Here is a 25,924-nt window from a genome sequence, read left to right as displayed (position 1 = left end):
CGCGCTAGCTGCGGCCGAGGCGGCGGCGCAGCAGGTCGATGCGCATCTGCAACTGGGTGACGCTGGCCTGGGCGACCGCGGGTCCACCGCAGAGTCGACGCAGTTCCGCGTGGATCATGCCGTGAGGTTCTTCGGCGAGTTTCGACCACATGCCCACGAGGCTCGCGAGCAGGGTCCGTTGCTCCTTCAGCGTGCGATACAGCGGCGGGGGGTCCTCCGGGGCAACCTCACCCGTTACCGGGTCCTTGCGGCGGTCTGTGGAGCGTTTGGCCTGCCTGGACTGGTGGTGCCGCAGCAGTTCGGAGACCTGTTCCGGTTCGAGCAGGCCCGGGATACCGATGAAGTCGAACTCCTCATCGGTGCCCGGTTCGGCGAGTTCGCCGAACTCGTCCCCGTTGAACATGACCATGTCGAACGTGGCCTGGGAGTCCAGTGCCTGCCAGGTGAAGTCGTCTTCGCCGAGCTCGTCCGAGGCCTTATCTTCCTTGTTGGCGGCGGCGACCATGGCGTCTTCGGGGTTGAACATGCCGTCGTCGCCGTCGTCACGGTTGCTGCGGTCGAGGGCGTGGTCGCGTTCGAGCTCCATGGCGTTGGCGAGGCTGAGCAGTCCCGCGACGTTCGGCAGGAAGATCGATGCGGTCTCGCCACGGCGGCGGGCGCGCACGAAGCGGCCGATCGCCTGGGCGAAGTACAGCGGGGTCGCGGCGCTCGTGGCATAGACGCCCACCGCGAGGCGCGGTACGTCGACGCCTTCGGACACCATGCGCACGGCGACCATCCACCGCCGGGTGTTCTTGGAGAATTCGTCGATCCGGTCGCTGGATTCCTTCTCGTCCGACAAGACGATCGTCACCGGCTCCCCGCAGATCTCCTCGAGGATCACGGCATAGGCCCGCGCCGTCGTCTGGTCGGTCGCGATCACGAGGCCGCCGGCATCCGGGATGCCCTGACGCACGGCGGTGAGGCGCTGGTCCGCCGATCGCAACACGGCCGGAATCCACTGCCCGGTCGGCTCGAGCGCGGTGCGCCACGCCTGGCTGGTGATGTCCTTGGTGTTGCCTTCGCCGAGCTTGGCTTCCATCTCGTCGCCGGCGCGCGTGCGCCACTTCATGTGTCCGGCGTAGACCATGAACATCACCGGTCGCACCACGCCGTCCGCCAGCGCGCGGCCGTAGCCGTAGGCGTAGTCGCTCTGCGACATGCGGATGCCGTGCTTGTCGGGCAGGTAGCTCACGAACGGGATCGGCGAGGTGTCCGAGCGAAACGGGGTTCCGGTGAGGGACAGTCGGCGTGTCGCGGGGCCGAATGCCTCACGGATGGCGTCGCCCCAGCTCAGGGCGTCGCCGCCGTGGTGGATCTCGTCCAGGATCACCAGGGTTCGGCTCGACTCGGTGAGTCGCTTGTGCAGCGCCGCCCGGGCGGCGACCTGCGCGTAGGTGACCACGACGCCGTGATAGTGGCTGCCGTAGATGCCGTCGGCGTTCTTGAACATCGGGTCGAGACGGATCCCGGCGCGCGCCGCGGCATCCGCCCACTGGTTCTTCAGGTGCTCGGTCGGGGCGACGACCGTGATGCGGTCGATGGTGCGGCGGGAGCGCAGTTCGGCGGCGAGGCGCAACGCGAACGTGGTCTTGCCGGCCCCCGGCGTGGCCGCGGCGAGGAAATCCCGCGGTTCGTGCCGGAAATAGGCTTCGAGGGCCTCGGCCTGCCAGGCCCGCAGCTTGCTCGCGGTGCCCCACGCGGCCCTCTCCGGGAAAGACGGGGACAAGTGTTCGGCTGCACTTGTTCCCTGCGCGGGACCGAAGGCAGATGGAGTATTCACTTCTCCCCAAGATATCAAGTTGTGCGGCCGCGTGTATGTCACGGCACAATGACAGCATGACGACTCCGCAACATCCGTGGTCCCGCTACGTCGCCGTGGGCGATTCCTTCACCGAGGGAATCGGTGACCCCGAGCCGTCTGCCCCGGGCGGGAACCGGGGATGGGCCGACCGTCTGGCGGACGTGCTCAGCACGGGGACCGAGGATTTTGCCTACGCGAACCTGGCGGTACGGGGCAAACTCATTCGGCAGATCAGCCACGAGCAGATTGAATCGGCGCTCGCCCTGCGACCGGACCTCATCACGTTCTCGGCCGGCGGCAACGACGTGATCAGGCCGGGCACCGACCCGGACGAGATCGCGTCGCGCTGCGAGGAAGCGGTGGGACAGCTCCGCCGCGACGGGGCGACCGTCGTGCTGTTCACCGGCGCCGACGTGGGCTTCTCCCCCGTCTTTCGCGGTATCCGCGGCAAGGTCGCGATTTACAACGAGAATCTGCGCGCCGTCGCCGCCAGGCACGACTGCATCGTGGCCGACATGTGGTCGCTGCGGGAAATTCAGGATTCGCGAATGTGGGCCCCCGACCGGCTGCACCTGAATGCGCTGGGTCATCACACGGTGGCTCGGATGGTGCTCTCGGCGCTCAACGTGGAGAACGCCCTGCAGCCGCAGATTCCGGAACCGATGCGCGAGATCACCTGGCGCCAGGCCCGCACGGAGGATCTCGCCTGGGCCAGGGAGTACCTGGTGCCGTGGGTGCTGCGCCGGGTGCGGCACCAGTCGTCCGGGGACAACGTGCTGCCCAAACGCCCGGCTGCCGGACCCTTCCTGCTGCGGGAGTAGTCAGGGCCGCCGCGAAGAGGTCGTGGCGGGCGAAGGCCGCGGCAGGTTCCGGTGCCGTCTCCTGGTAGCCGGCGACGGCTTCGGCGACGATCCTCCAGGGCCCGCTATCCCGCCGCGAGCTCGCCCGGGTGGCTGAACCGCCAGCCGGCGCCCGGGTCGGTGAGGGGTTCGCCGAGGACCAGTGGCACGCTGACCGACCGGTCCCCCACCGTGAATTCCACGTCGCCGACCTCGTCGCCGGCGTTGCCGAGCGTGACGCTCCGTGCCGTGGCCGCGCCGGTGATCGGGGTGTCCGACCAGACGAGAACGGAGGCGTCCTCCCCCGCCACAGCCTCGGCCGTCTGCCCCCACGCGGTCGTGTACGAGCCGAAGGAATCGCCCTTCACGGCGAGGTCCACGTTCTGGAAACCGGGCTTGACGCTCGCGATCAGCGCGGCGATGGCATCGTTGAGTTCACCATGCGTGTTGCCGCCGAGCACGACGCCCACGAGGGTGACGGTCTCACCGTCCACGGTGAGGTCCGTCGAGAACAGCAGGCACGCGCCGGCCGCATCGGTCGTGCCGGTCTTGATCCCGTCGACGCCCGCGGTGCCGAGGAGCTTGTTGGTGTTCGTGACCGCACCGACCGTGGGGAGCACTGCGCTGGGCATGGCCACGATCTCGGTCAGTGCCGCGTTGCCGGCAACAAGTTTGGCGAGCTCCACGAGGTTCGCCGTGCTGCTCACACTGTTGGACGAGATGCCGCTCGTGTCGGCCACGACGGTGTCGGTGAGGCCCTTCTCCGCCAGCCAGGAGTTGGCGGCCTCGAGGTACGCGCTCTCGCTGCCATACGCCCACACGGCCAGGGACGCCGCGTAGTTGTTGGCGGACGGCAGCAGCATGGCCTCGAAGGCCTCGCGTTCGCTCAGCACGAGGCCGGAGACGACCGGGGCGACGGAGCCGTTCTCGGCAAGTGACTTGTAGTACAGCTCAATATCAGCATCGGTGAACGTGATGTCAGGCCCGGACTCGCCGGCACCGAGCGGCTTGGCGTCCAACACCACGAGCGCCGTGACCATCTTCGTGATGCTCGCGATCGGAACGGATGCCTGTTCCCCGTGGGCCGCGAGGGCGCCGCTGAATCCGACGGCTCCGATCGCCCCCTGACCGTAGCTGGGCCAGGCCGGTTCCGTGGGCGGCTGCGTCAGATCCGTGGGCGTGCCGATCTCGGCGGCAGACGCCGGCACCGGGGCGAGCCCTGTCGCTCCGAGGTATCCGATGCCCAGCAGGACAACGAGCAGGGTTCCGAAGACGGCGAGGCGCCTCCGACGAAGGGTCACGCGTCGGCTCTGTGGCATCCGTCAATCGTACCGGGCCGATCCGGAGCCCGGCCCGAGCGGCACCCGTGTGTTGCTGTGCGCCGGCGGCGCCCGGAGGCTCAGACGCGCAGGGCGTAGAGCGCGACGGCGCTCGCCGAAGCTACGTTGAGCGAATCGACGCCGTGCAGCATGGGAATGGTCACCACGGTGTCCGCTGCCGCGAGGGCGTGGGTGCTGAGACCGTCGCCCTCGGCGCCGAGCACGAGGGCCACCCGTTCCGGCGCGTCGGCGGCGAAGCGATCGAGCGAGACGGCCTCGTCGCTCAGCGCCAGGGCGGCAAGGTGGAAGCCGGCCTCCTGCAGCAGCGGAGTCGCCTCGCTCCATTCGGGGAGTCGCGTCCACGGCACCTGCAACACGGTGCCCATGCTCACGCGCACGCTGCGCCGGTAGAGCGGGTCAGCGCAGCGCGGCGTGATGAGCACGGCGTCGGCGCCGAGGCCGGCCACCGACCGGAAGATCGCGCCGACGTTCGTGTGGTCGACGATGTCTTCGAGAATCACGATGCGGCGCGCCCCGGCGATGAGCTCCGACACCGACGGGAGCGCGGGGCGATGAATCGCGGCCAGGGCGCCGCGGTGCAGGTTGTAGCCGGTGAGCTTCTCCAGCACCCGAGACTCCCCCACGTACACGGGAACATCGGGCCAGTCCTGCAGCAGCCGCTCCGCGTCGGGCAGCCACTGCTCCTGCACCAGGAGGGACCGCGGCCGATGGCCTGCCGCAAGAGCCCGCGCGATCACCTTGGGAGATTCCGCGATGTAGAGGCCGCCGGCGGGTTCGGAGACCCGGCGCAACGCAACGTCGGTGAGGCGGGAGTAGTCGCTCAGGTCGGGCAGATCGAGGTCGGTGATGGGAATGATCTGCACGAGACGAGCACCTTTCGAGGGAGAAGAACGTTCATCCTGACAGGTCTGCATTCATTACTGAAAACAGACGAGTTTAGAATCGACGTGTGGCCGATTGCGCGCCTGCGGTTTCCCCGGTCCGGGTGGAACCCTTCAGATCGAGACGGGAGCCTCAATGACAGCCGATCTGTTCCCGCCTGCCGGCACACTGATCGACGCCGGGGTGCCCGATCAGGCTCCGGGAGACCCGGCCGACGAATCGGCGGCACGGGCCCAGCTCGACGCCCTCGCCGACCTCCTGCGCGGGCGGCGGACCGTCGTTTTGACCGGCGCCGGGCTCAGCACCGACTCCGGCATTCCCGATTATCGGGGCGAAGGCGCCCCGCAGCGCACGCCCATGACCTTTCAGACGTTCGTGAGCAACGAGCGCGCCCGCAAGCGCTACTGGGCGGGCAGCCACCTCGGGTGGCGGCATTTTCGCGCGGCCCAGCCGAACGTCGGTCACGCCTCATTGGTGCGGCTGGAGTCCGCCGGAGCCATTTCCGGCGTCGTCACGCAGAACGTCGACGGGTTGCACACGCGCGCCGGCTCGCGTCACGTCGTGGAACTGCACGGCTCGATGGATCGGGTCATCTGCCTCGTCTGTGGACAGGCGTTCGGCCGGGACAGCGTTGCGGAACGGCTGGAATCGGCCAACCCCGCGCTCCGAACCCCGGAGGCCGTGCGCATCGCCCCGGATGGCGACGCCGACGTGGACGACATCGACAAGTTCAGCGTTCCGGCCTGCACGGTCTGTGACGGGATGCTCAAACCCAATGTGGTGTTCTTCGGCGAGCTGGTGCCCACCGAACGGTTCACGGCGGCGCAGTCGCTCGTTCAGGCCGCCGAGGCGCTCGTCATCGCGGGATCCTCGCTCGCGGTGAACTCCGGCATCCGGCTGCTGGAGCAGGCGCGTCGTCGCAAGCTTCCCATCGTGGTTATCAACCGCGGCGCCACGAAGGGCGACGGACGGGCGGTTCTCAAGCTCGAGGCCGGCGCCTCCGAGACCCTCGCCGGATTGGCGGACCGGCTGTGCTGAACCCTGCGGACCTGGGCGGTGCGGATTCCGCGCCCACGACTCGCCTGTCCATCGTGCGACACGGCCAGACCGATTGGAACCTGCACCAGCGCATCCAGGGGAGCACGGACATCCCGCTGAATTCCACCGGCCGGGCGCAGGCCGCCGAGTCGGGCGTGCGCCTGCGCGAACGCCAGTGGGACGTGGTCGTCAGCAGTCCGCTGCAGCGCGCCGAGGAGACCGCCCGGATCATCGCCGGCGAGCTGGGACTCACCCGCCCCGAACTCCATGACGACATGACCGAACGCCACCACGGCCTGATGGAGGGGCTCACCTTCGCGCAGCGGCAGCAGCGCTTTCCCGACGGGGTACCCGTCCCGGGCCTCGAAACCCGCCAGCACGTCCTGGGCCGGGTGCTGCCCGCACTGGAGCGTCTGGCCAGTGTCCACGAGGGCCAGTCCGTGCTGATCGTGAGCCACGGCGGCATCATCGGCACGCTGCTGCGTCACTTCACCGACGGGGAACGCCCACGCCACGACGAAATCATTGCCAACGGTTCGGTACACGATTTCGTTTGGCAGCACGGCCGCATTGAACTCGTGCACTTCGATGCGACGCTCCGCACCGTCAACGAGTCGTTCGACGTGCTTCGCTGAGTGCGGGGCGGAACTGCCGCTGACGCGAGGCGAGCGGTGGCTCAGTCCCTCGCGCCTTGCTGAACCTGTTCGGTGAGTGCCGCGAGCAGCTTGACCGCAGACGCGCGCCAGGTGAAGCGGGACGCCGCGACAACCGACCGATCGGATCGGGCCGCCCACTCGCCCGGCTCGGCCAGCGCGTTCACGGCCGCGACAAGCGCCGCCGGGTTGCCGGGCTCGAAATACCGCGCGGCGTCGGCGCCGATTTCCCGAAAAATGGGGATATCGCTCACCACGACCGGTATGCCGAGGCTCATCGCCTCCACGAGCGGAATGCCGAAGCCCTCATCCAATGACGCAGTCACGAGCGCCGTCGCCGAGCGGAGCACGGCGGTGTACTCCGCGTCGCTCGCCCCGTTGTGGAAGACGAGTCGAGCCTGTGGAGCAAGACTCGTGAGCCGGGCACGCTCGGCGTCGGACACGCGGCTCATCAGGTGCAGTTCGTGCTCGGGCAGCTCGGCGACAGCGCGCACGAGCGTGTCCACGTCCTTGTACGGCATGAAGGAGCCCATGTAGACCAGTCGGCCGGTTTCCGGTGCGAGGCGGGCCGCGCGTCGCCCGCTCTCGGTGGGCGCCGTCGCGGCGTTCGGGACCACGCGCACCGGTCGCAGGGTGAGCCGGTGCGCGGCGATGAGGGAACTGGTCGTCTCGGAGACCGTGACGACGGCGTCGGCACGGTTCAACAGCATCCGTTGGGGCCACCAGGAGAGGTGGTACAGGCGCCACAACAACCGAATCGGCAGGGAAAACTCCCGCGGGGGCGTGCGATTGCGGTAGTAGATGAGATCGTGCACCGTCAGCAGCAAACGATAGTGGCGCCCCCAGGAGCCCATCGTCTGCATGGGGCTGAACACGACGTCGGGGTGCAGCCGATTCACCTGACGCGCCACCAACGGTTCACGGATGCTGGTGGGTGCGCTCACGAGCTGCCACGGCACGTTCGGGAGCATCGCCAGCTGGCGGTGGTCGCTGATGAGCATGGTGAGCGGATGCAGCGCGGCGAGTTCGGTGACGAGCCCCGCCGTGTAGCGGCTGATGCCGTCGTGACGATCGGTGCGGGTGTATCGGCAGTCGAAGACGATCTTCACGGCGTTCCAGCCAGGTCGAGGAAGGCGCGCACCTGCGAGGCGGCGGGTGCCGGCATTTCGTAGTGGATGAGATGGCCCACGTCGTGGATCACCGCGAGCGACGCATCCGCGAACAGGGTTTGCAGCCGGTACTGGGCCGCGAGGGGGGTGATGTCATCATTTTCGGCGGCGATGAGCATCGTGCGCTGGGGAATACGGGTCGCGAACTCGCTGACGTCGTGTCCGACCGAGGCGCGGAACGCGTCGAGGACGACACGGCGGTCGGAGAACGCCGAAAAGTATCGGTCATGCTGGTTGTGGATCCACCGGCGCAGTGCCCGGTCGCGCGTCTTCGTCATCGTGACGCTCATGATGCGTACGATGGCCCCGTTGCGCAGCAGCGCGAAGCCCAGCCTTTCCGGAAGGGTGGCCGCCGCCCAGTAGTAGAAAACGGCGAGTCGGGCGAGAACCCCGCGCGGCCCGGACAACGCGGGTGCGGCGATCGGGTTCACGAGAACAACATCGTCGGCGGGCATGCCCCCGGCCAGCGCCGCGGCGACGACAATCGACCCGAACGAGTGCCCGAGAATGACGACGCGACCGGTCGGAGCCAGAGCTTCGAGGAAGGCCGCCAACCAGAACGAGTAACCGTCCAGGTCGTGACGTCGGCCGGCGAGCGGTTCGGAGTCTCCGAAGCCGGGCAGGTCCGGTGAGACGATCCGCACGCCCGGGAGGTACGCCACGACCGGTTCCAGCCCGTGGTGATCACCTCGAAAGCCGTGCACCATCACAATGGTCGTGGCCGATTCCGGGTCGCCGTACTCCCAGAACGCACTCAGGCTGCCGCATATCGGGAGGGTGCGCGCCGTCACCGGAATCGCCTCGAGCAGGTCGGCGTAGGGAGAAGGAACGATCATTGGGGAAAGTTTATCCGCCAGACTTGCCTTCCTCTGGACCGACATAGCCCGGGTCGCCCTAGACTCGGGTCTAATCTGGCATTCACATCGACTATTTGCTGACCAGCGCCCTGTTGGGCCGGGAGGATCGCCGTGAGTTTTACCGCACCCATTCAGCTGCCCGGGTTGAGTCTGGACCCGCTCTGGTACCGTCGCTCGGTTTTCTACGAGGTGATGATTCGCTCCTTCGTCGACAGCAATGCCGACGGGTCCGGAGACCTCGCGGGACTCGTCTCCAAGTTGGACTATCTGCAGTGGCTCGGCATCGATGCTCTCTGGCTCCCACCGTTCTTCACGTCGCCGCTCCGGGACGGTGGGTACGACGTCTCGGATTTTCGCACGATCCTGCCCGAATTCGGCACGCTGGAGGAGTTCAAGGACCTGGTGACGAAGGCGCATGAACGCAACATGCGCATCATCATCGACCTCCCTTTGAACCACACCTCCGACCAGCACGAATGGTTCCAGCAGTCCAGGGAAGACCCGGAGGGGCCCTTCGGCGATTTCTACGTCTGGAATGACACCGACGACAAATACCCCAACATCCGCGTCATTTTCATCGATACCGAGGAATCGAACTGGTCGTTCGATCCCGTGCGTCGTCAGTTCTTTTTTCACCGCTTCTTCTCCCACCAGCCGGACCTCAACTTCGAGAATCCGGCCGTGCATGAGGCCATATTCGACGTCATCCGTTTCTGGCTCGACCTCGGCGTCGACGGGTTTCGACTGGACGCGATCCCCTACCTGTACGAGTCGGATGACGGCAACGGTGAGGGCGAGCCGCCCACGCACGAGTTCACCCGGCGGCTGCGGGCCATGGTCGATCGGGACTACCCCGGTCGGGTGATGATCGCCGAGGCCAACCAGTGGCCGCGCGAGGTCGCCGCGTTCTTCGGCACGGAAGACGAACCCGAATGCCACATGGCCTTCGATTTTCCGGTGATGCCCCGAATCTTCTACTCGCTGCGCTCGCAGCAGGCCAACGAACTGGTGCGGGTGCTGTCCGAGACGACTGACATTCCCGACGGAGCCGGCTGGGGCGTGTTCTTGCGCAACCACGACGAGTTGACGCTGGAAATGGTCAGTGAGGAATACCGCCAGGCGATGTACGGCTGGTACGCCTACGACCCGAGGATGCGCGCGAACATCGGCATCCGTCGGCGGCTGGCACCCCTGCTCGACAACTCCCGCTCCGAGCTCGAGCTCGCGCATGCCCTGCTGTTTGCCCTCCCGGGAAGCCCTTTTCTCTACTACGGCGACGAGATCGGTATGGGCGACAATATCTGGCTTCCCGACCGGGATAGTTCGCGCACGCCCATGCAGTGGACGCCCGACCGCAACGCCGGCTTTTCCTCCGCAGACCCCGGAAAATTGTTCCTGCCGGTCGTGCAGTCCCTCGTGTACAACTACACACAGACAAACGTGGAAACGCACCTCGCCCAGTCGGGGTCGCTCCTGCACTGGATCCGCAACGTGATCCACGTGCGCAAAGCGCATCCCACGTTCGGTCTCGGCGCGATCACGGTGCTCACCACGAACCACGACTCGGTTCTCGCATTCACGCGCACCTACGCCGGCACCGGAAAAATGTTCGGTGACCAGCCGGAGACGGTCCTGTGCGTTTTCAGCTTCTCGCACCACCCGGTCGCGTTTCAGATCACCGCCCCGGAGTTGGCAGGTACGCGACTCTACGATCTGTTCGGTGGAGCCGTTTTTCCGAGCTTCGACGCCGAGGGAACGCTCACCCTGACGTTGGGGGCCCAGAGCTTCTTCTGGCTGCACTGCGGTTAGCGCGAGGGCCGGACTGTCTGCCGGGCAGTGTCGGTGGTCGCCCGTAGGGTGGGGGTATGAGCAACTGGAGCGATCGACTCGCCGTCTTTGATTTGGAAACCACCGGAATCGACGTGGAGTCGTGCCGCATCGTCTCTGCCACGGTGGCGGTGCTCGACGAGGGCGGTGAGGTGGAACAGCGCATTGACTGGCTATTGGACCCGGGAGTCGACATTCCGGCCGGGGCCACGAACGTGCACGGCATCACGACCGAATACGCCGTCGTGAACGGGCAGAACGCGGCCGAGGGCATTGCGGAGATCGTGGCGGCACTTCGTGCGCACCTCGCCGACGGGCTGCCGGTGGTGGCCTACAACGCCCCCTACGACCTCACGCTGCTCAATCGCGAGGCCATGCGATACGGGATCGCCCCGTTGCTGTCCCCCTACCCGGTGATCGATCCGCTCGTCATCGACAAGGGCGTCGACAAGTACCGCAGGGGCAAGCGAACCCTCGAGGTCACGTCGGCCTTCTACGGGGTGACTCTCGCCGACGCGCACGATGCGGGAGCGGACGCCATCGCCGCGGGTCGGGTGGCGCAGGCCATTCACCGGGCGCATGTGAAGGCCCTGCCGAGCACTCTCCCTGAGCTGCACGCCGCGCAGGTCGCCTGGTACCGCCAACAGGCGGAAAGCTTTCAGGATTACATGCGTCGGGGCAGGGACCCGGAGTTCGTGGCCGACGTGCTGTGGCCGGAGCGCTGAACCGCCGGCTCGGCGGCCGTTCAGTTCGGGACTGAGGTGCCCTGCGCACGAAAAGGCGACCAGCAGAAGCTGGTCGCCTTTTCTGTGTGGCAGCTGCGGACTCGGAGAACTGCTGCGAGGAGGCGGTGCCGATCGAGCGGGGTGTGGCTGTTACTTGCCGAAGCCCTTGTAACGCGAGTTGAACTTCTCGACGCGTCCGGCGGAGTCCATGATGCGCTGCTTGCCCGTGTAGAACGGGTGCGACTCGGACGAGATTTCGACGTCGATGACCGGGTAGGTCGTTCCGTCTTCCCACTCGATGGTCTTCTTGCTGGAGACCGTGGAGCGGGTGAGGAAGGTCGCGCCCGATGCGAGGTCGCGGAAAACGACGGCGTTGTACACGGGGTGGATGTCAGACTTCATGAAGAGTTCCTTATCGCACTTCAGGTGAACAGATTTTTAACTGGTCACAGTGCTGTCTAGTGGTGCAAAACTATGCGGCCAAATGGCCACCGTCTACGTTAGCAGAAAGCCGACTCCGAGTGAGCAGGCACAGGTGAATTCAGAGTGACCGCGCGGCGTAGCGACCGTCGGTTTCGATGAGCTCGATGTTCAGGCCGAAGGTCTCACTCAGCGCCTCGGCCGTCAGCGCTTCCGAGATCGGCCCCGAGGCAACGATGCCGCCGTTCTTGATGAGGAGAACATGCGTGAAACCGAGCGGGATTTCTTCCACGTGATGCGTGACCATGATGATGGCCGGGGAGTTCGGTTCTTTGGCGTAACCGCTCAACAGCTGCAGGAGCGCCTCGCGTGCACCGAGATCGAGGCTCGCGGCCGGTTCGTCGAGCAGCAGCATCTCCGGATCGGTCATCACGGCCCTGGCGATTTGGACGCGCTTCTGCTCGCCGTCGCTCAGGGTGCCGAACTTGCGCTGAGCCAGGTGATCGAGCTTCCATTCGCTGAGCACGCGCTGGGCGCGCCGCTCGTCGATCGCTTCGTATTCTTCGTTCCAGCGGCCGGTCACGGAGTACGCGGCCGTCATGACGGCGTCGAGGACCTTCTCGTCGGCCGGAACTCGACGAGCCATGGCGGTCGACGCGAACCCGATGCGCGGACGAAGCTCGAACAGGTCTGTTCCGCCGAGCGGTTCCTCGAGCACCTCGGCCGTGCCGCTCGACGGGTGCGTGATCGCGGCGGCGATCTGCAGGAGCGTCGTCTTGCCTGCGCCATTGGGACCGAGAATCACCCAGCGCTGATCATCGTCGACGCTCCAGTTCACTGAGTCGAGGATGGGTGTGCCGGCCCGGACGACGGATACGTCGGTGAATTGAAGAACGTTGACCATGAGGCCATGTTATCGGGCGTCGCCCGGTCGCCGTGTACAGCTCGACCGGGCGATTGCCGATCTACAGCAGGGAAGCGTAAATCTCGCGGGTACGCGTCGCAATTTGCGCCCACCCGAATTCCTTCTCGGCACGGATGCGCCCCTGTCGTCCCATCTCGGCGGCGCGCAACGGATCGGCCACAACGTCGGTGAGAACGCGGGCCAAATCGGCGACGAACCGGTCGGGGTCAAGCGGGGTTCCCGTGCCGTCCGTCATCTGGTCGATGGGAACGAGGCGCCCCGTCTCACCGTCCGCGACGACCTCCGGGATGCCGCCCGTGGCGGTTCCCACGACCGCAAGACCGCAGGCCATGGCTTCCAGATTCACGATGCCGAGCGGCTCGTAGATGGACGGGCACACGAAGACGGTCCCCTGGGTCAGGACCGCGGAGAGCTCGTGCTGGGCGAGCAACCGGTTGATCCACACGACCCCGGAGCGTTCCTTCTGCAGCGCCTCGACCCCGGCGGTGACCTCGGCAAGAATGCCGGGAGTGTCCGGCGCACCGGCGCACAACACGAGCTGAACATCTGCTGGCAATTCCGCCGCGGCCCGCAGCAGGTACGGCAGGCCCTTCTGGCGGGTGATGCGCCCGACGAAGACGACCGACGGACGGTCGGGGTCGATTCCGAGCGATCGAACGAAGTCGAGGTCCGTGGTCGGCTTCCAGCGGTCGAGGTCGATGCCGTTGTACACGACGTGCACGCGGTTCTCGTCGAGGGACGGATAGCTGCGCAGGATGTCGCGGCGCATGCCGCCGCTCACGGCGATGACCGCATCCGCTGCCTCGAAGGCCGTCTTCTCGATCCAGCTGGACACACGATAACCGCCGCCGAGCTGCTCCGCCTTCCACGGCCTCAGCGGTTCGAGGCTGTGCGCCGTCACCACGTGCGGCACGCCGTGCAGGAGCTTGGCGACGTGCCCCGCCCCGTTCGCGTACCAGGTGTGGGAATGCACCACGTCCGCTCCACCCACGTCCTGAGCCATCTGCAGGTCCACCCCCAGGGTGGCGAGCGTCGGGTTGGCGTCCGCCAGCGTGGGCGGTACGTCATATGCATAGGTGTCCGCATCCGTGCGCGGCGGGCCGAAGCACCGCACCGTCACATCGATGTCTTCACGCAGCGCCTTGACAAGCTCCGTCACGTGCACTCCGGCACCGCCGTAGATCTCCGGCGGGTATTCCTTGGTCAGTATGTCCACTCGCATGGAGCAAAACTAGCGCAGGGTGGCGCGCAACACAGACACTATTGGTGCAGAAACCCCCCGATTGCCCCTACTCTTTACACATGAAGGCCAAGAAGATCTTTGGAATAGTTCTCGCTGGTGGTGAGGGAAAGCGGCTGATGCCGCTCACCGAAGACCGCGCAAAGCCCGCCGTTCCGTTCGGCGGGCACTACCGTTTGGTGGACTTTGCGCTCTCCAACCTCATCAATTCGGGGTTGACGCAGGTCGTCGTCCTCACCCAGTACAAGTCCCACAGTCTCGACCGTCACGTGTCGCAGACCTGGCATGTGTCTGGAGGACTGTCGAATTCGTACATCGCATCCGTACCGGCGCAGCAGCGACTCGGTAAACGCTGGTTCAGCGGCTCTGCCGACGCCATCCTGCAGAGCCTCAACCTCATCCATGACGAGAAACCCGACATCGTTGTCGTGGTCGGTGCCGACCACGTTTATCGCATGGACTTCAGCCAGATGATCCAGGCCCACATCGACTCCGGCGCGCAGGCCACCGTCGCCGCCATCCGGCAGCCGATCGGTCTCGCCGACCAGTTCGGCGTGATCGAGGTCGACGCCGCCACTCCCGACCGGATCAAGGACTTCCGCGAGAAGCCCAAGGATGCCGTCGGCCTCGCCGACGCGCCGCACGAGGTATTCGCTTCCATGGGCAACTACGTCTTCAACACCGACGCGTTGATCGAAGCCGTTCTGCGCGACGGAGAAAAGACCGACTCCAGCCATGACATGGGTGGCGACATCATCCCCGACTTCGTCGAGCGCGGCGAGGCCGGCGTCTATGACCTCAAGCGCAACGACGTGCCCGGCTCCACCGACCGTGACCGCTACTACTGGCGCGATGTGGGGACGATTGACTCGTTCTTCGAAGCGCATCAGGACCTGATCTCCGCCTTGCCTGTTTTCAACCTGTACAACCAGGAATGGCCGATCTTCAGCCAGCAGCAGAACTCGCCACCGGCCAAGTTCGTTCGGGACGCGCACGGTGCCCTCGGCACCATGATCGACTCCATCGTGTCGCTGGGTTGCGTCATTTCGGGAGCCCATATCGAGCGCAGCGTGCTGGCGCCGTGGACGGTCATCGGTTCTGCCGCGGAGGTTGTCGACTCGATCGTCTTCGACCGCGTGCAGATCCTGGCTGGTGCCGTGGTGCACCGGGCGATCCTGGACAAGGAGGTCGTCGTTGAGGCGGGCGCGTCGGTCGGTGTCGACCGCGGCCGGGACCTGGCTCGTGGCTTCAGCGTGACGGATTCCGGGATCACCGTCGTCGGCAAGGGCGTGCGCGTCCACCCGTGACCCCTGCAACTCGCTTTCTCGTCGTTCTCGACGTGGACTCCACACTTATCCAGGACGAGGTCATCGAGCTGCTGGCGGATGCCGCCGGCTCTCGTGAACTCGTCGCCGAGGTCACCGAGCGCGCGATGCTCGGTGACCTCGACTTCGCCGAAAGTCTCCGGGCGCGCGTCGCCACGCTCGAAGGGCTTCCAGAGAGCGTCTTCGCGGAGGTGGGGCGGAGCATCCGTCTCACGGAGGGCGTACCGGAGCTGATCACCGGCCTGCACGCCAACGGGTGCCGCGTCGGCGTCGTGTCCGGAGGGTTCCACGAGTTGTTGGATCCGCTCGCGGCAGAGCTCTCCATCGACCATTGGCGTGCCAACCGGCTCGAGGTCGTCGGAGGCCACCTCACCGGGCGGGTCCAGGGACCGATAATCGACGCCGCAGCCAAGGCGTCGGCCCTGCGCGAGTGGACGCTCGTCGAGGCGGTGCCGCTCCCCCGCACCGTTGCGGTCGGCGACGGGGCCAACGACCTGGACATGATGCATGCCGCGGGTCTCTCGATCGCATTCAACGCGAAGCCCCGGGTGAAGGCCGCCGCCGATCTTGCCATCGACGTGCGCGACCTCAGCCAGATTCTTCCGCTGCTCGGGCTGCGCGGCTGAGCCGCGGGGCTTAGTGCCCCATCCCCAGGCCGCCGTCGACCGGGATGACCGCGCCGGAAATGTACCCGGCATCGTCGCCGGCGAGCCAGCTGACGACCCGGGCCACTTCGGTCGGGGTGGCGAATCGACCGGCGGGGATGGACTTCTTGTAGTCGGCCTGCGTCGCCTCGGGCAGTGCCGCCGTCATATCCGTCTCAATGAAGCCCGGCGCGACGACGTTCGCCGTGATGCCACGTGCGCCGAGTTCGCGCGTGATCGATCGCGCGAGCCCGACCAGCCCGCTCTTCGACGCGGAATAGTTCACCTGGCCGGCGGACCCGTAGAGGCCGACAACGCTGGAGATCAGCACGATCCGACCGAAACGAGCCTTGAGCATGCCCTTCGACGCGCGCTTGACCACGCGGAAGGCGCCGCTGAGATTGGTGTCGACAACGGAAGTGAAATCGTCGTCGGACATACGCATGAGCAGCATGTCCCTGGTGACTCCCGCGTTGGCAACGACGACGTCGACGGGGCCGTAGGCCGCTTCGATTTCGGTGAACGCGGCGTCGATGCTTGCCGCATCGGTCACGTCGGCGCGCACGGTGAGGCTGCCGTCCGGCCCGTGGCCGGACCGCGACGTCACGGCGACGCGATGTCCGCCGGCCAGAAACTCCTCCGCAATCGCGTAGCCGATGCCTCGGTTGCCTCCGGTAACAAGAACGGTTCGTATCGTTGTCATGCACATTCCTTCAGTCGTGGCGCGGCAAAACTTTCGCCCGTCCATTCTCAGCTTAAGGCGTCTTCGGTATGTCGCCGTGAGACGTAAACTGGACGCAGCGGACAGTTACCCGCCGTAGTGGAGCGCATTCCGACATGAAGCAGCAGCAGTCGATCACCTCGCTTCCTCTCTCCCCCGAGGAGGAACGACGCAGTCGCATGATCAAGTACACGGTTGCCATGGGCATTCGCGTGGTGTGCATTGTGCTGATGCTGTTTGTGCACGGTTGGTGGCTTCTCGTCTGCGCGATCGGTGCGATCGCCCTTCCCTACTTCGCGGTGGTCATGGCCAATGTGCATTCCGATCCACGCGGAGGCCAGGTTCTGCGCCCCGGCAGCATCGAGCCGTATCGCGGCTCTGCACCGCCCACGGATGCTCCGGCTCCCGGCAGCGCCGGTCAGGACGAGCAGTGATAGGTCTGGGCGCGCCGCTCGACTCGGCTACCTGTTCCAGGGCCGACTGTCGCGACGCCGCAGTTTGGCGCCTGGATTGGCGCAATCCCAGAATCCACACCGAGGACCGGGTGAAGACCTGGCTCGCCTGCGACGATCACGTCGAGTACCTCCGCGAGTTCCTGTCTGCGCGTGACTTTCCCCTGCGGGTCTCGCCACTCACGGCAACGGATGAGTCGTCGTGAGCGCGTGGAAGTTCGCGTTCACGCGTCGCTGGGCCGGTTATCTGGCTCTGACGATCGTGTTCGCCGCCGTGTGCTCCGGCCTGGGAGCCTGGCAGCTGGCCCGCCGCACGGAAGCGCTCGTCGAAGTGTCCAAGATTGACGCGAACTACGACGCGTCGCCGGTGCCGCTCGCCGAGGCGCTGCCCACCCTGGACTCATTCTCCGAGTCTCAGAAATGGCTTCCCGTCACCATGACCGGTACGTACCTCGCGGACGATGAGCTGCTGGTGCGAAACCGCCCGCTCAACGTCCGTCCCGGTTTCGAGGTGCTGACCCCGCTTCGACTCAATGACGGGACGGTCTTCGTCGTCAATCGCGGCTGGTTGCCCACGGGAGACCGTCAGGATGCCCCGGATGTCGTTCCGGCACCGCCTGCCGGTCAGGTCACCGTGGTGGCGCGGCTGAAGGCCGCCGAGCCCACGTTCAACAACCGCACGGCCACCGGGAACCAGATCGCCACAATCAATTTGACGGACGTTGCCGGGCGCCTCGAACAGCCCACGTACACCGGGGCCTACGGATTGCTGGATTCTGAGAACCCCGCGCCGACCGAGTCCCGCCCGACCGCTGTGCTGAAACCAATCAGGGACGAAGGCCCTCATCTGTCCTACGCGCTGCAGTGGTTTGTGTTCGGGCTGATCGCCTTCTTCGGTCTGTCCTGGTCGCTCAGGGAAGAGTACCGCAGCGTGAACGCGGCGGACCCGGCGGAACGTGAGCGTGCGGACGTCCGTGATCGCAAGCGCGCCGCGAAGCCCCGGGATGATGCCGAGATCGAAGACGAACTCCTCGACCGGCAGGGCCGCTAGCACGGGGAACAACCGGCCGAACCGGCCACGCGATCGCGTGGGTCCGATTCGACCCTGTGCGCTTGCCGTTCGACGGTCTAGGAGAGCTCGATCAGGTCGAGGTAATCCTTGTTCCAGTGGTCCTCGGTACCCTCGGGCATGATCAGCACGCGTTCCGGGTTCAGGGCCTGCACCGCTCCCTCATCGTGGCTGACCAGAACCACAGCACCGGCATAGTGAGCCAGGGCGTCGAGGATCTCTTCACGGCTCGCCGGGTCCAGGTTGTTGGTGGGCTCATCGAGCAGCAGAACGTTGGCGCCGGAAACGACGATCATCGCAAGGGCCAGACGCGTCTTCTCTCCTCCGGAGAGGACACCCGCCGGCTTCTTCGAGTCATCGCCCGTGAACAGGAACGAGCCGAGCACGCGTCGAGCTTCCATTTCAGTGATGCTCGGCGAGCTGGAGACCATGTTCTCCAGCACCGAGCGCTGCACGTCGATCGTCTCGTGTTCCTGAGCGTAGTAGCCGATACGCAGGCCGTGCCCGGGCTCGATGCGTCCGGTGTCCGGCTCGTCGACTCCGGCGAGCATCCGCAACAGCGTGGTCTTGCCCGCACCGTTGAGGCCGAGAATGACGACCTTGGAGCCACGATCGATCGCGAGGTCCACGGCGGTGAAGATTTCGAGTGAGCCGTAGCTCTTCGACAGGTCGGTCGCCATGAGCGGCGTGCGTCCGCACGGCGAAGGCTCGGGGAAACGCAACTTGGCCACACGTTCGACCGCGCGCACCGCGTCGAGGCCGGACAGCAGCTTCTCGGCACGGGCCACCATCTGGTGGGCCGCCGCTGCCTTACTCGCCTTGGCTCCGAACTTGGCGGCCTGCAGCTGCAGCGTCGACGCCTTCTTCTCGGCGTTGGAGCGCTCCTTCTTGCGGCGCTCGGCGTCGGCCGTGCGCTGCAGGAGGTAGTTCTTCCAATTCATGTTGTAAATGTCGATCATCATGCGGTTGGCGTCCAGGTAAAAGACCCGGTTCACCGTCTCGCCGACCAGCTCGATGTCGTGGCTGATGATGATACATCCGCCGCGATAATTCTTCACAAACTCACGCAACCACGCAACCGAATCGGCGTCGAGGTGGTTGGTCGGCTCGTCGAGGATCATCATTTCGGCGGCGGAGAAAAGGATGCGGGCCAGTTCGATGCGGCGACGCTGACCGCCCGACAGGGTGCTGAGCGGCTGATCGAGAATGTGATCGGGCAGCTTGAGGTTGCTCGCGATCGATGCGGCCTCCGCTTCCGCCGAGTAACCGCCGAGCCCGTTGAACTCATCCGTCAGGCGCCCGTACTTCTTCATGGCCGAGGCGGCGATCTTCGGGTCGGAGCTCGCCATTTCGAGGCTGGACTCCTGCATGCCGAGCGCGATCGTTCCGAGCCCGCGGGCGTCGAGGATGCGGGTGCGAGCCAGCATGGACGGGTCTCCGGCACGGGGATCCTGGGGCAGGTAGCCGATTTCGCCCGAGTGGCTGATCGAGCCCTTGGTGGGGTTGGTCTCGCCCGCGAGCGTCTTGGTCAGCGTCGTCTTGCCGGCGCCGTTGCGTCCGACCAGGCCGATCTTGTCGCCGTGTGCGACACGGAAGTTCACGCCCTCCATGAGCACGCGAGCTCCAACGCGAATTTCGAGATCTTGCACGTTGAGCACAGCAATAGTCCGTTCAGGGGGGTGGTGGGAGTGTATGGATCAAGTGGTCCAACTAATCAGTATATTTGTCTTCCGAGCGTGGTGGCGCACACTGACCTATTGAAGCGCCCCGTGGAGGCTCTTTTCGAGCCATTCCCGGTACGCGTCGACGGACCAGCCGACCTCCAGGACGAGCGTGCGGTACACCTGCGGATGCCCGATGGCCCAGATCGCGGCGGCCCCTTCGTGATCGCTCAGGCCCGTGCGCAGGCCCCGCTTCATCCGCAGCACCGTGGCGACGTCGCCGTACCCCCGGAGTCTGGTCACATCCTGTCGGCGGGCGAAGTCGCCGACGTCGGGATCGATCACGGCGGCCTCGGTGACAACACGCAGAATGCCGGCGGTGCGCTCGTTCACGACCGTGCACCAGGCCGCGAGGATTCGAATGATCTCCGAGGGGTTTCGCGCGTCGTCGATCTTCTGGCGCATCGACGCCGAAACAATGTCGGGGGCATCCGCCTGCTCGGCGACGCGGTCCAGAATGGCGGCGAGGATCTCGGCCTTCGACCCCACGGAGTTGTAAATCGTCTGCACGGCCACATTGGCCTCGGTGGCGATGTCACCGATCGACACCGCGACGTAGCCCCGGCGCATCATGAGACGTCCGGCGGAGGAAACAATGTCTTCGCGTGTGGCGAGGGTCTGCCGCGCTCGTCGGGACAGGCCGGTAGCGGTTGTCATAAACTTAGAATACCCTTCCACTCAATGGAATGGCAATACAGCTCAGGGATGTGACCGATCAGCTGGGTTAACCGCCGCTACCCCGGTTGCCTGGGCAACCGGGGTAGCGGCGTAGATCGTGCTGGCGTTGACCAGGCCTACATCGAGAAGCCGAGCGCGCGCATCATGTCGCGACCGTCATGGGTGATTTTCTCCGGCCCCCACGGCGGCATCCACACCCAGTTGATGCGGAACTGGTTGACGACCCCGTCAAGCGCCTCGGCGGTCTGCTCCTCGAGAACGTCCGTCAAGGGGCAGCCCGCGGACGTCAGCGTCATGTGGACGACCAGCGCGTCGTTTTCGTCATCCCAGCCGAGGTCGTAGATCAATCCGAGATCAACGACGTTGATGCCGAGCTCTGGGTCCATGACGTCTTTGAGCGCCTCTTCGATCTCGTCGTAGCGCGTGGGGCTGAGTGTCGAAACCATGCCTCTAGCCTACGTTCGAAGGCGTCAGAAAGCGATCGTAGCCTTCATCTTCCAGACGATCGGCCAGCTCCGGTCCACCCTGCTCGGCAATGCGGCCGTTCACGAACACGTGAACGTAGTCCGGGGTGATGTAGCGGAGGATTCGCGTGTAGTGGGTGATCAGGAGCAGGCCGAGACCGGTGTTCTCCTTCGCCCGGTTGACGCCCTCCGAAACGACCTTGAGCGCGTCCACGTCGAGTCCGGAGTCGGTCTCGTCGAGAACGGCGAACTTGGGCTTCAAAAGCTCAAGCTGCAGGATTTCGTTGCGCTTCTTCTCTCCACCGGAGAAGCCCTCGTTGACGTTGCGCTCGGCAAAGGTCTTGTCCATGCGCAGCGCGGCCATGGACTCACGGACATCCTTGATCCACTTGCGGATGGGGGGCGCTTCGCCCTCGATCGCGGTCTTCGCGGTGCGGAGGAAGTTCGTGACGGTGACGCCGGGTATTTCCACCGGGTACTGCATGGCCAGGAACAGACCGGCGCGGGCGCGCTGGTCCACGGTCATGGCGAGCACATCGGCGCCGTCGAGGGTGATGGATCCGCTCTCGACCGTGTACTTCGGGTGGCCCGCGATTGTGTAAGCGAGCGTGGACTTGCCTGACCCGTTCGGGCCCATGATGGCGTGGATCTCGCCCTCGTTGATGGTGAGGTCGACGCCGCGCAGGATCTGCGTGACGCCCTGCTCGGTCTGGACGCTGACGTGCAGGTCTTTGATCTCAAGAACTGACATGAATGTTATTCGCTTTCTGAAGTGACTTTAGCTGTGACGGCGCCGCGGGTGAGGGCAGCGCCAGCTGACAGATGGGGAAAACTGTTAGACGGCCACGATGACTGAGGGATCGATGTAGATGTCGCCACCGATGATTTCAACCTGGTAGACGGGCACCGGCTCGTAGGCCGGCAGCGTGAGCGGCTTACCGGTCGTGAGGGAGAACATGGACCCGTGGGCCCAGCATTCCAGGGTCTCGCCTTCGACGAACCCCTCGGAGAGGGAGATGTCGCCGTGCGTGCAGGTATCGCCGATGGCGAAGACCCCACCGCTGGAATCGCGCACGAGCGCGATCGCCACACCGTCGATGTCGACCTTGACGGCCTGATTGGGTTCAAGCTCGTCGAACGCACAGATCTTCGTGGCTGCCATGATTACTTCCCGTCCGTGGTGAGAAGCTCAGCTTCGATGGCGAGCAGGAGGCGAGCCTCGAGCTCGGGTGAACCAATTTTCTGCACAATCTCCGTGAGGAATCCGCGAACGACGAGCCGGCGCGCTTCCTCCTCTGAGATTCCGCGGGACTGCAGGTAGAACAGCTGCTCGTCGTCGAAACGTCCCGTGGCACTCGCGTGACCGGCACCGACGATATCGCCGGTTTCGATCTCGAGGTTGGGAACGGAATCGGCGCGCGTGCCCTCGCTGAGCACGAGGTTGCGGTTCTGCTCGTAGCTGTCGGTGCCGGCGCCCTTGCTTCCGATCAGGACATCGCCGATCCAGACGGTGTGAGCGGCCGTCCCCTGCAGGGCGCCCTTGTAGTTGACGCGGCTGCGGCTCCGCGGTGCGTCGTGGTGCACGTACACCTGCTGTTCGAGGTGCTGGCCCGCGTCGGCGAAGTAGAGTCCGAGCAGGTCGGTGTCCGCTCCGCTTCCGGCCAGGCGCACCGACGGGCTCACCCGTACGATGCGACCGCCCAGCGATACGACGACATGCTTGAGCCGAGCGTCGCGACCAACGGATGCGAAGTGGTTGCTGAGGTGTACCGCCTCGTCGTCCCACTCCTGCACGGTCACCACGGTGAGGTTGGCCGACTCGCCGAGGATGATTTCAACGTTCTCGGTGAGGCGAGCCTCACCGGAGTTCTGCAGGATGACCGTCGCCTGGCTGAAGGGCTTGGCTTCGATGATCGTGTGTGCGGCCCGAGCGCCGGAGCCGAGCGCAGCACGCGACACGGTGATCTCCTTGGCTTCTTCACCGCTGACGGTGACGGCCAGTGCCTTCTCGAAGCCGGTCCAGGCGTTCGCGGAGGCCCGCTCTTCCGGAGCCCCGGCGAGGCCGATGCGACGGTCGGAGCGTTCGACCCATTCCACGCTGACGTCGGCGTTGTCGGTCGACTCGATCTTGTACGGGGAACCGTCAAGGTCGCCCGACAGGAGATCGGTGAACTTCGCGACCGGGAGGTATTTCCATACCGCCTCGCGACCGGTGACGGTCTCGAAGTCGGCGACGTTGGTGCTCTTGAATCGGCCCGAACGGGTCTGTACGGGTATGTAGGCGAACCGTCCGTCGGCGTGTTTGCTCGTTTTGACACTTGTGGCAGGTTCGATGGTGGCTGCCGTGGGCATGGTTGTTGAAGCGCCCTGGGTTGGCGCGGTGGCTGCGGACATTTAGCCGACAGATCCTTCCATGCCCATTTCAATGAGCTTGTTGAGTTCGAGGGCGTACTCCATTGGGAGCTCCCGGGCAATGGGTTCGATGAAGCCGCGCACGATCATGGCCATGGCCTCGTCTTCGGGCATACCGCGGCTCATCAGGTAGAACAACTGTTCTTCGCTGACGCGGGAGACGGTGGCCTCGTGGCCGAGCTGCACGTCGTCGACACGGATGTCAATGGACGGGTACGTGTCTGAGCGGGACTGGGTATCGACCAGGAGTGCATCACAGCGCACGGTGTTGGCCGAGTGGTGCGCGGTGGCATCCATGCGGACCTCACCACGGTAACCGCTGCGGCCGCCGCCGCGGGCGATGGACTTGGACACGATAGACGACTGCGTGTTCGGAGCCATGTGAATCATCTTGGCGCCGGCATCCTGGTGCTGCCCGGGACCGGCGAAGGCCACGGAGAGCGTCTCGCCCTTGGCGTGCTCGCCCATCAGGTAGATGGACGGGTACTTCATGGTGACCTTGGAGCCGATGTTGCCGTCGATCCATTCCATCGTGGCGCCCTCGCCGGCCGTGGCCCGCTTGGTCACGAGGTTGTAGACGTTGTTGGACCAGTTCTGGATGGTCGTGTAGCGAACGCGGGCGTTCTTCTTCACGACGATCTCCACCACGGCGGAGTGCAGCGAGTCGGACTTGTAGATCGGGGCGGTGCAGCCCTCGATGTAGTGAACGTAGCTGCCCTCGTCGGCGATGATCAGTGTGCGCTCGAACTGACCCATGTTTTCCGTGTTGATGCGGAAGTAGGCCTGCAGCGGGATCTCGACGTGCACGCCGGGCGGCACGTACACGAACGATCCACCGGACCACACCGCGGTGTTGAGCGCGGCGAACTTGTTGTCGCCGGACGGAATGATCGTGCCGAAGTACTCTTCAAAGAACTCCGGGTGCTCCTTGAGCGCCGTGTCGGTGTCCATGAAGATGACGCCCTGCGCTTCGAGTTCCTCGTTAATCGTGTGGTACACGACTTCGGACTCGTACTGGGCCGCGACTCCGGAAACGAGGCGCTGACGCTCCGCCTCGGGGATGCCCAACTTTTCGTACGTGTTCTTGATGTCGTCCGGCAGGTCTTCCCAGGTCTGGGCCTGCCGTTCCGTGGAGCGCACGAAATACTTGATGTTGTCAAAGTCGATCTCGGAGAGATCAGCGCCCCAAGTGGGCATGGGCTTGCGCTCAAACAGCTGCAGGGCCTTCAGGCGTCGCTGCAGCATCCATTCCGGTTCGGACTTCAAGTTCGAAATATCCGTGACAACCTCGGGCGAAATCCCGCGGCGGGCGGATGCCCCGGCCTTGTCCGAGTCGGCCCACCCGAATTCGTACGTGCCCAACCCCTCAAGATCGGGGCGGTCTAGCAGAACATCCGACATACTTACCTCTTCCCTACCCACAACAACCCGGATATCAGTCCGGTCATTCCCGAATTGTTCCCCGTCTACTGATTGGACTGGGGAACAACACGCAAATGGATTGCGTGGACAGCTACATTGCGAACCTAGAATATTCACGGACCACGCTTTCGTAAGCGCGGCCAACCGGCGTGCACTCATGAATTTCCGTGGAACCACGATTCTACAGGCTGTTCGCAGCGATTGTCGTGCTTGCCGGGGTATTCACATGCGCGCCGTTCGCGGAACGCAGAAACAGAAAGCTGAAACCGTGAAACGTATGTCGTCCTGGTTACCCGCCACGATCAACGCCCGCACGCGGGTGATCGCCTGGACCTACCTTGTGGCGCAGATCCTGCTCGTGGGTACGGGCGGCCTCGTCCGGTTGACGAGTTCCGGACTCGGCTGCCCCACGTGGCCGAGCTGCACGGCGCAATCGCTCGTGAACACCCCGGAGATGGGCATCCACGGGGTCATAGAATTCGGGAATCGCCTGCTGGGTGTGGCGCTCGGCCTGTTGGCCATCGTCGCCTTCCTCGCCGTGATTCGGCTCCGACGCGAACGCCGGGACCTGTTTCGGTTGACGCTTCTGGCCGGTCTCGGGATTCCGGCTCAGGCAGTCATTGGCGGCATCAGCGTGCTGACGCAGCTGAACCCGTATGTGGTGGGCATCCACTTCGTCATTTCGGTGCTACTCGTCGCGCTGTGCACCGCATTCGTGTACCGGGTGATCACCGGCAACGGACCCCGCTCCGTCGCCGTGCCCCGCCGGGTACTGATCACCGCCCACGTGACGAGCCTCGTTGTGTTGGTGACCATCGCGGTGGGAATTCTCACCACGGGTTCCGGCCCGCACGCCGGCGATGCCGATGCGCCGCGGAACGGGTTGGACTCGGAGCTTCTACAGCACATTCACAGCTGGCCCGCCTACCTGACCTTGGCCCTCACCGTGACGCTCCTCGCCTTCGCGTTCGGCGCACGCGTGCCCATGCGGCGCTGGGTGTTGCTCCTGCTCGGCGTCGAACTGTTGCAGATCGCCGGCGGCCTCGCGCAGGCCAACCTGGGCCTGCCGCCGTTCCTCGTCGGCATCCACATGGTGCTCGCCTGCGTGCTGGCGGCCTCGATGACGGCGGTCATCCTGCACCTCAAGCAGCCGGAGGCCGTGACGGCGGTCCCCGCCGACACAATCGGCAGCGGCGCATCCGCCCACAGGTAGGCTGCAAGAATTCGCCCACATCGGGCCGAGAACTCGGACACTCAA

At 65.4% G+C, this 25,924-nt stretch carries 27 protein-coding genes; 11 read left to right on the top strand and 16 right to left on the bottom strand.

Features of this window, described 5'->3' with window-relative positions:
- Window positions 1-4 precede the first annotated feature (4 nt).
- Window positions 5-1,822 carry a DEAD/DEAH box helicase gene (locus AC1MB9_RS06235; protein WP_479964168.1) on the bottom strand — a complete coding sequence of 606 codons (1,818 nt, stop codon included), beginning with the start codon at window positions 1,820-1,822 and terminating at the stop codon, window positions 5-7.
- A 56-nt stretch (window positions 1,823-1,878) separates the two neighbouring features.
- Between AC1MB9_RS06235 and AC1MB9_RS06230 the strand changes: the two genes are divergently transcribed.
- Window positions 1,879-2,664: an SGNH/GDSL hydrolase family protein gene (locus AC1MB9_RS06230; protein WP_479964167.1), complete on the top strand. Its 786-nt coding sequence runs from the start codon at window positions 1,879-1,881 to the stop codon at window positions 2,662-2,664.
- A 104-nt stretch (window positions 2,665-2,768) separates the two neighbouring features.
- On the opposite strand, the gene AC1MB9_RS06225 is transcribed toward AC1MB9_RS06230, so the two are convergent.
- The gene (locus tag AC1MB9_RS06225) at window positions 2,769-4,001 is read right to left on the bottom strand and encodes a D-alanyl-D-alanine carboxypeptidase family protein (protein WP_479964166.1); all 1,233 of its coding nucleotides are present in this window, start codon (window positions 3,999-4,001) and stop codon (window positions 2,769-2,771) included.
- A gap of 80 nt (window positions 4,002-4,081) precedes the next feature.
- Window positions 4,082-4,885: a TrmH family RNA methyltransferase gene (locus AC1MB9_RS06220; protein WP_479964165.1), complete on the bottom strand. Its 804-nt coding sequence runs from the start codon at window positions 4,883-4,885 to the stop codon at window positions 4,082-4,084.
- A 154-nt stretch (window positions 4,886-5,039) separates the two neighbouring features.
- Here AC1MB9_RS06220 and AC1MB9_RS06215 point away from each other — a divergent pair, with 154 nt between their 5' ends.
- Complete coding sequence (locus AC1MB9_RS06215; protein ID WP_479964164.1) at window positions 5,040-5,942, top strand: NAD-dependent protein deacetylase; 903 nt, start codon at window positions 5,040-5,042, stop codon at window positions 5,940-5,942.
- Window positions 5,936-6,577, top strand: coding sequence for a histidine phosphatase family protein (locus tag AC1MB9_RS06210; protein WP_479964163.1), 642 nt, complete (start codon window positions 5,936-5,938; stop codon window positions 6,575-6,577). Before AC1MB9_RS06215 ends, AC1MB9_RS06210 begins: the two co-directional genes overlap by 7 nt.
- Window positions 6,578-6,618: 41 nt before the next feature.
- On the opposite strand, the gene AC1MB9_RS06205 is transcribed toward AC1MB9_RS06210, so the two are convergent.
- Complete coding sequence (locus AC1MB9_RS06205; protein ID WP_479964162.1) at window positions 6,619-7,704, bottom strand: glycosyltransferase family 4 protein; 1,086 nt, start codon at window positions 7,702-7,704, stop codon at window positions 6,619-6,621.
- Entirely contained in the window at window positions 7,701-8,600 is a 900-nt protein-coding gene (locus AC1MB9_RS06200; RefSeq protein ID WP_479964161.1) for an alpha/beta hydrolase, read from the bottom strand. Before AC1MB9_RS06200 ends, AC1MB9_RS06205 begins: the two co-directional genes overlap by 4 nt.
- Window positions 8,601-8,732: 132 nt before the next feature.
- Here AC1MB9_RS06200 and treS point away from each other — a divergent pair, with 132 nt between their 5' ends.
- Together treS and AC1MB9_RS06190 are read left to right on the top strand one after the other, a co-directional pair.
- The gene (treS, locus tag AC1MB9_RS06195; protein WP_479964160.1) at window positions 8,733-10,430 is read left to right on the top strand and encodes a maltose alpha-D-glucosyltransferase; all 1,698 of its coding nucleotides are present in this window, start codon (window positions 8,733-8,735) and stop codon (window positions 10,428-10,430) included.
- A 56-nt stretch (window positions 10,431-10,486) separates the two neighbouring features.
- On the top strand, window positions 10,487-11,173 hold the full coding sequence (locus AC1MB9_RS06190) for an exonuclease domain-containing protein (protein ID WP_479964159.1): 687 nt from the start codon (window positions 10,487-10,489) through the stop codon (window positions 11,171-11,173).
- 150 nt (window positions 11,174-11,323) lie between these two features.
- On the opposite strand, the gene AC1MB9_RS06185 is transcribed toward AC1MB9_RS06190, so the two are convergent.
- The 3 genes from AC1MB9_RS06185 to glgA all read right to left on the bottom strand — a co-directional run bounded on the left by AC1MB9_RS06185 (window position 11,324) and on the right by glgA (window position 13,740).
- Window positions 11,324-11,575, bottom strand: coding sequence for a type B 50S ribosomal protein L31 (locus AC1MB9_RS06185; protein WP_479964158.1), 252 nt, complete (start codon window positions 11,573-11,575; stop codon window positions 11,324-11,326).
- Between the two features lie 139 nt (window positions 11,576-11,714).
- A complete protein-coding gene (locus tag AC1MB9_RS06180) occupies window positions 11,715-12,497 on the bottom strand; it encodes an ABC transporter ATP-binding protein (protein ID WP_479964157.1) in 783 nt (260 codons plus the stop codon).
- A gap of 61 nt (window positions 12,498-12,558) precedes the next feature.
- Window positions 12,559-13,740 carry a glycogen synthase gene (glgA, locus tag AC1MB9_RS06175; protein ID WP_479964156.1) on the bottom strand — a complete coding sequence of 394 codons (1,182 nt, stop codon included), beginning with the start codon at window positions 13,738-13,740 and terminating at the stop codon, window positions 12,559-12,561.
- Between the two features lie 80 nt (window positions 13,741-13,820).
- On the opposite strand from glgA, the gene glgC reads away from it, so the two are divergent.
- Both glgC and serB read left to right on the top strand, forming a co-directional pair.
- Window positions 13,821-15,065, top strand: a complete 1,245-nt coding sequence (gene glgC / locus AC1MB9_RS06170; RefSeq protein ID WP_479964155.1) for a glucose-1-phosphate adenylyltransferase — start codon at window positions 13,821-13,823, stop codon at window positions 15,063-15,065.
- Window positions 15,062-15,709, top strand: a complete 648-nt coding sequence (gene serB / locus AC1MB9_RS06165; protein WP_479964154.1) for a phosphoserine phosphatase SerB — start codon at window positions 15,062-15,064, stop codon at window positions 15,707-15,709. The genes glgC and serB overlap by 4 nt, the downstream gene beginning before the upstream one ends.
- Before the next feature lie 10 nt (window positions 15,710-15,719).
- On the opposite strand, the gene fabG is transcribed toward serB, so the two are convergent.
- Complete coding sequence (fabG, locus tag AC1MB9_RS06160) at window positions 15,720-16,430, bottom strand: 3-oxoacyl-ACP reductase FabG (protein WP_479964153.1); 711 nt, start codon at window positions 16,428-16,430, stop codon at window positions 15,720-15,722.
- A 134-nt stretch (window positions 16,431-16,564) separates the two neighbouring features.
- Between fabG and AC1MB9_RS06155 the strand changes: the two genes are divergently transcribed.
- Genes AC1MB9_RS06155 through AC1MB9_RS06145 form a run of 3 tightly spaced genes read left to right on the top strand, consistent with a single transcriptional unit; the run spans window position 16,565 to window position 17,951 of the window.
- A complete protein-coding gene (locus AC1MB9_RS06155; RefSeq protein WP_479964152.1) occupies window positions 16,565-16,882 on the top strand; it encodes a DUF3099 domain-containing protein in 318 nt (105 codons plus the stop codon).
- On the top strand, window positions 16,879-17,106 hold the full coding sequence (locus AC1MB9_RS06150) for a hypothetical protein (protein WP_479964151.1): 228 nt from the start codon (window positions 16,879-16,881) through the stop codon (window positions 17,104-17,106). The genes AC1MB9_RS06155 and AC1MB9_RS06150 overlap by 4 nt, the downstream gene beginning before the upstream one ends.
- On the top strand, window positions 17,103-17,951 hold the full coding sequence (locus tag AC1MB9_RS06145; RefSeq protein ID WP_479964150.1) for an SURF1 family cytochrome oxidase biogenesis protein: 849 nt from the start codon (window positions 17,103-17,105) through the stop codon (window positions 17,949-17,951). Before AC1MB9_RS06150 ends, AC1MB9_RS06145 begins: the two co-directional genes overlap by 4 nt.
- A gap of 77 nt (window positions 17,952-18,028) precedes the next feature.
- Here the strand turns inward: AC1MB9_RS06145 and AC1MB9_RS06140 are convergent, their stop codons facing one another.
- The 7 genes from AC1MB9_RS06140 to sufB all read right to left on the bottom strand — a co-directional run bounded on the left by AC1MB9_RS06140 (window position 18,029) and on the right by sufB (window position 24,645).
- Window positions 18,029-19,627, bottom strand: a complete 1,599-nt coding sequence (locus AC1MB9_RS06140; protein ID WP_479964149.1) for an ABC-F family ATP-binding cassette domain-containing protein — start codon at window positions 19,625-19,627, stop codon at window positions 18,029-18,031.
- A 96-nt stretch (window positions 19,628-19,723) separates the two neighbouring features.
- Window positions 19,724-20,347: a TetR/AcrR family transcriptional regulator gene (locus AC1MB9_RS06135; protein WP_479964148.1), complete on the bottom strand. Its 624-nt coding sequence runs from the start codon at window positions 20,345-20,347 to the stop codon at window positions 19,724-19,726.
- Between the two features lie 137 nt (window positions 20,348-20,484).
- On the bottom strand, window positions 20,485-20,814 hold the full coding sequence (locus AC1MB9_RS06130) for a metal-sulfur cluster assembly factor (protein ID WP_479964147.1): 330 nt from the start codon (window positions 20,812-20,814) through the stop codon (window positions 20,485-20,487).
- Between the two features lie 4 nt (window positions 20,815-20,818).
- Complete coding sequence (gene sufC / locus AC1MB9_RS06125) at window positions 20,819-21,583, bottom strand: Fe-S cluster assembly ATPase SufC (protein WP_479964146.1); 765 nt, start codon at window positions 21,581-21,583, stop codon at window positions 20,819-20,821.
- A gap of 84 nt (window positions 21,584-21,667) precedes the next feature.
- Window positions 21,668-21,994: a non-heme iron oxygenase ferredoxin subunit gene (locus AC1MB9_RS06120; RefSeq protein ID WP_479964145.1), complete on the bottom strand. Its 327-nt coding sequence runs from the start codon at window positions 21,992-21,994 to the stop codon at window positions 21,668-21,670.
- Window positions 21,995-21,996: 2 nt separating this feature from the next.
- On the bottom strand, window positions 21,997-23,226 hold the full coding sequence (gene sufD / locus AC1MB9_RS06115; RefSeq protein WP_479964144.1) for a Fe-S cluster assembly protein SufD: 1,230 nt from the start codon (window positions 23,224-23,226) through the stop codon (window positions 21,997-21,999).
- Window positions 23,227-24,645, bottom strand: coding sequence for a Fe-S cluster assembly protein SufB (gene sufB / locus AC1MB9_RS06110; RefSeq protein ID WP_479964143.1), 1,419 nt, complete (start codon window positions 24,643-24,645; stop codon window positions 23,227-23,229).
- A 289-nt stretch (window positions 24,646-24,934) separates the two neighbouring features.
- Here sufB and AC1MB9_RS06105 point away from each other — a divergent pair, with 289 nt between their 5' ends.
- Window positions 24,935-25,879, top strand: coding sequence for a COX15/CtaA family protein (locus AC1MB9_RS06105; RefSeq protein WP_479964142.1), 945 nt, complete (start codon window positions 24,935-24,937; stop codon window positions 25,877-25,879).
- The last annotated feature ends 45 nt before the right edge of the window (window positions 25,880-25,924 follow it).

Source organism: Cryobacterium sp. AP27 (genome assembly GCF_056680495.1).
This window is presented reverse-complemented; position numbering and strand designations above follow the sequence as displayed.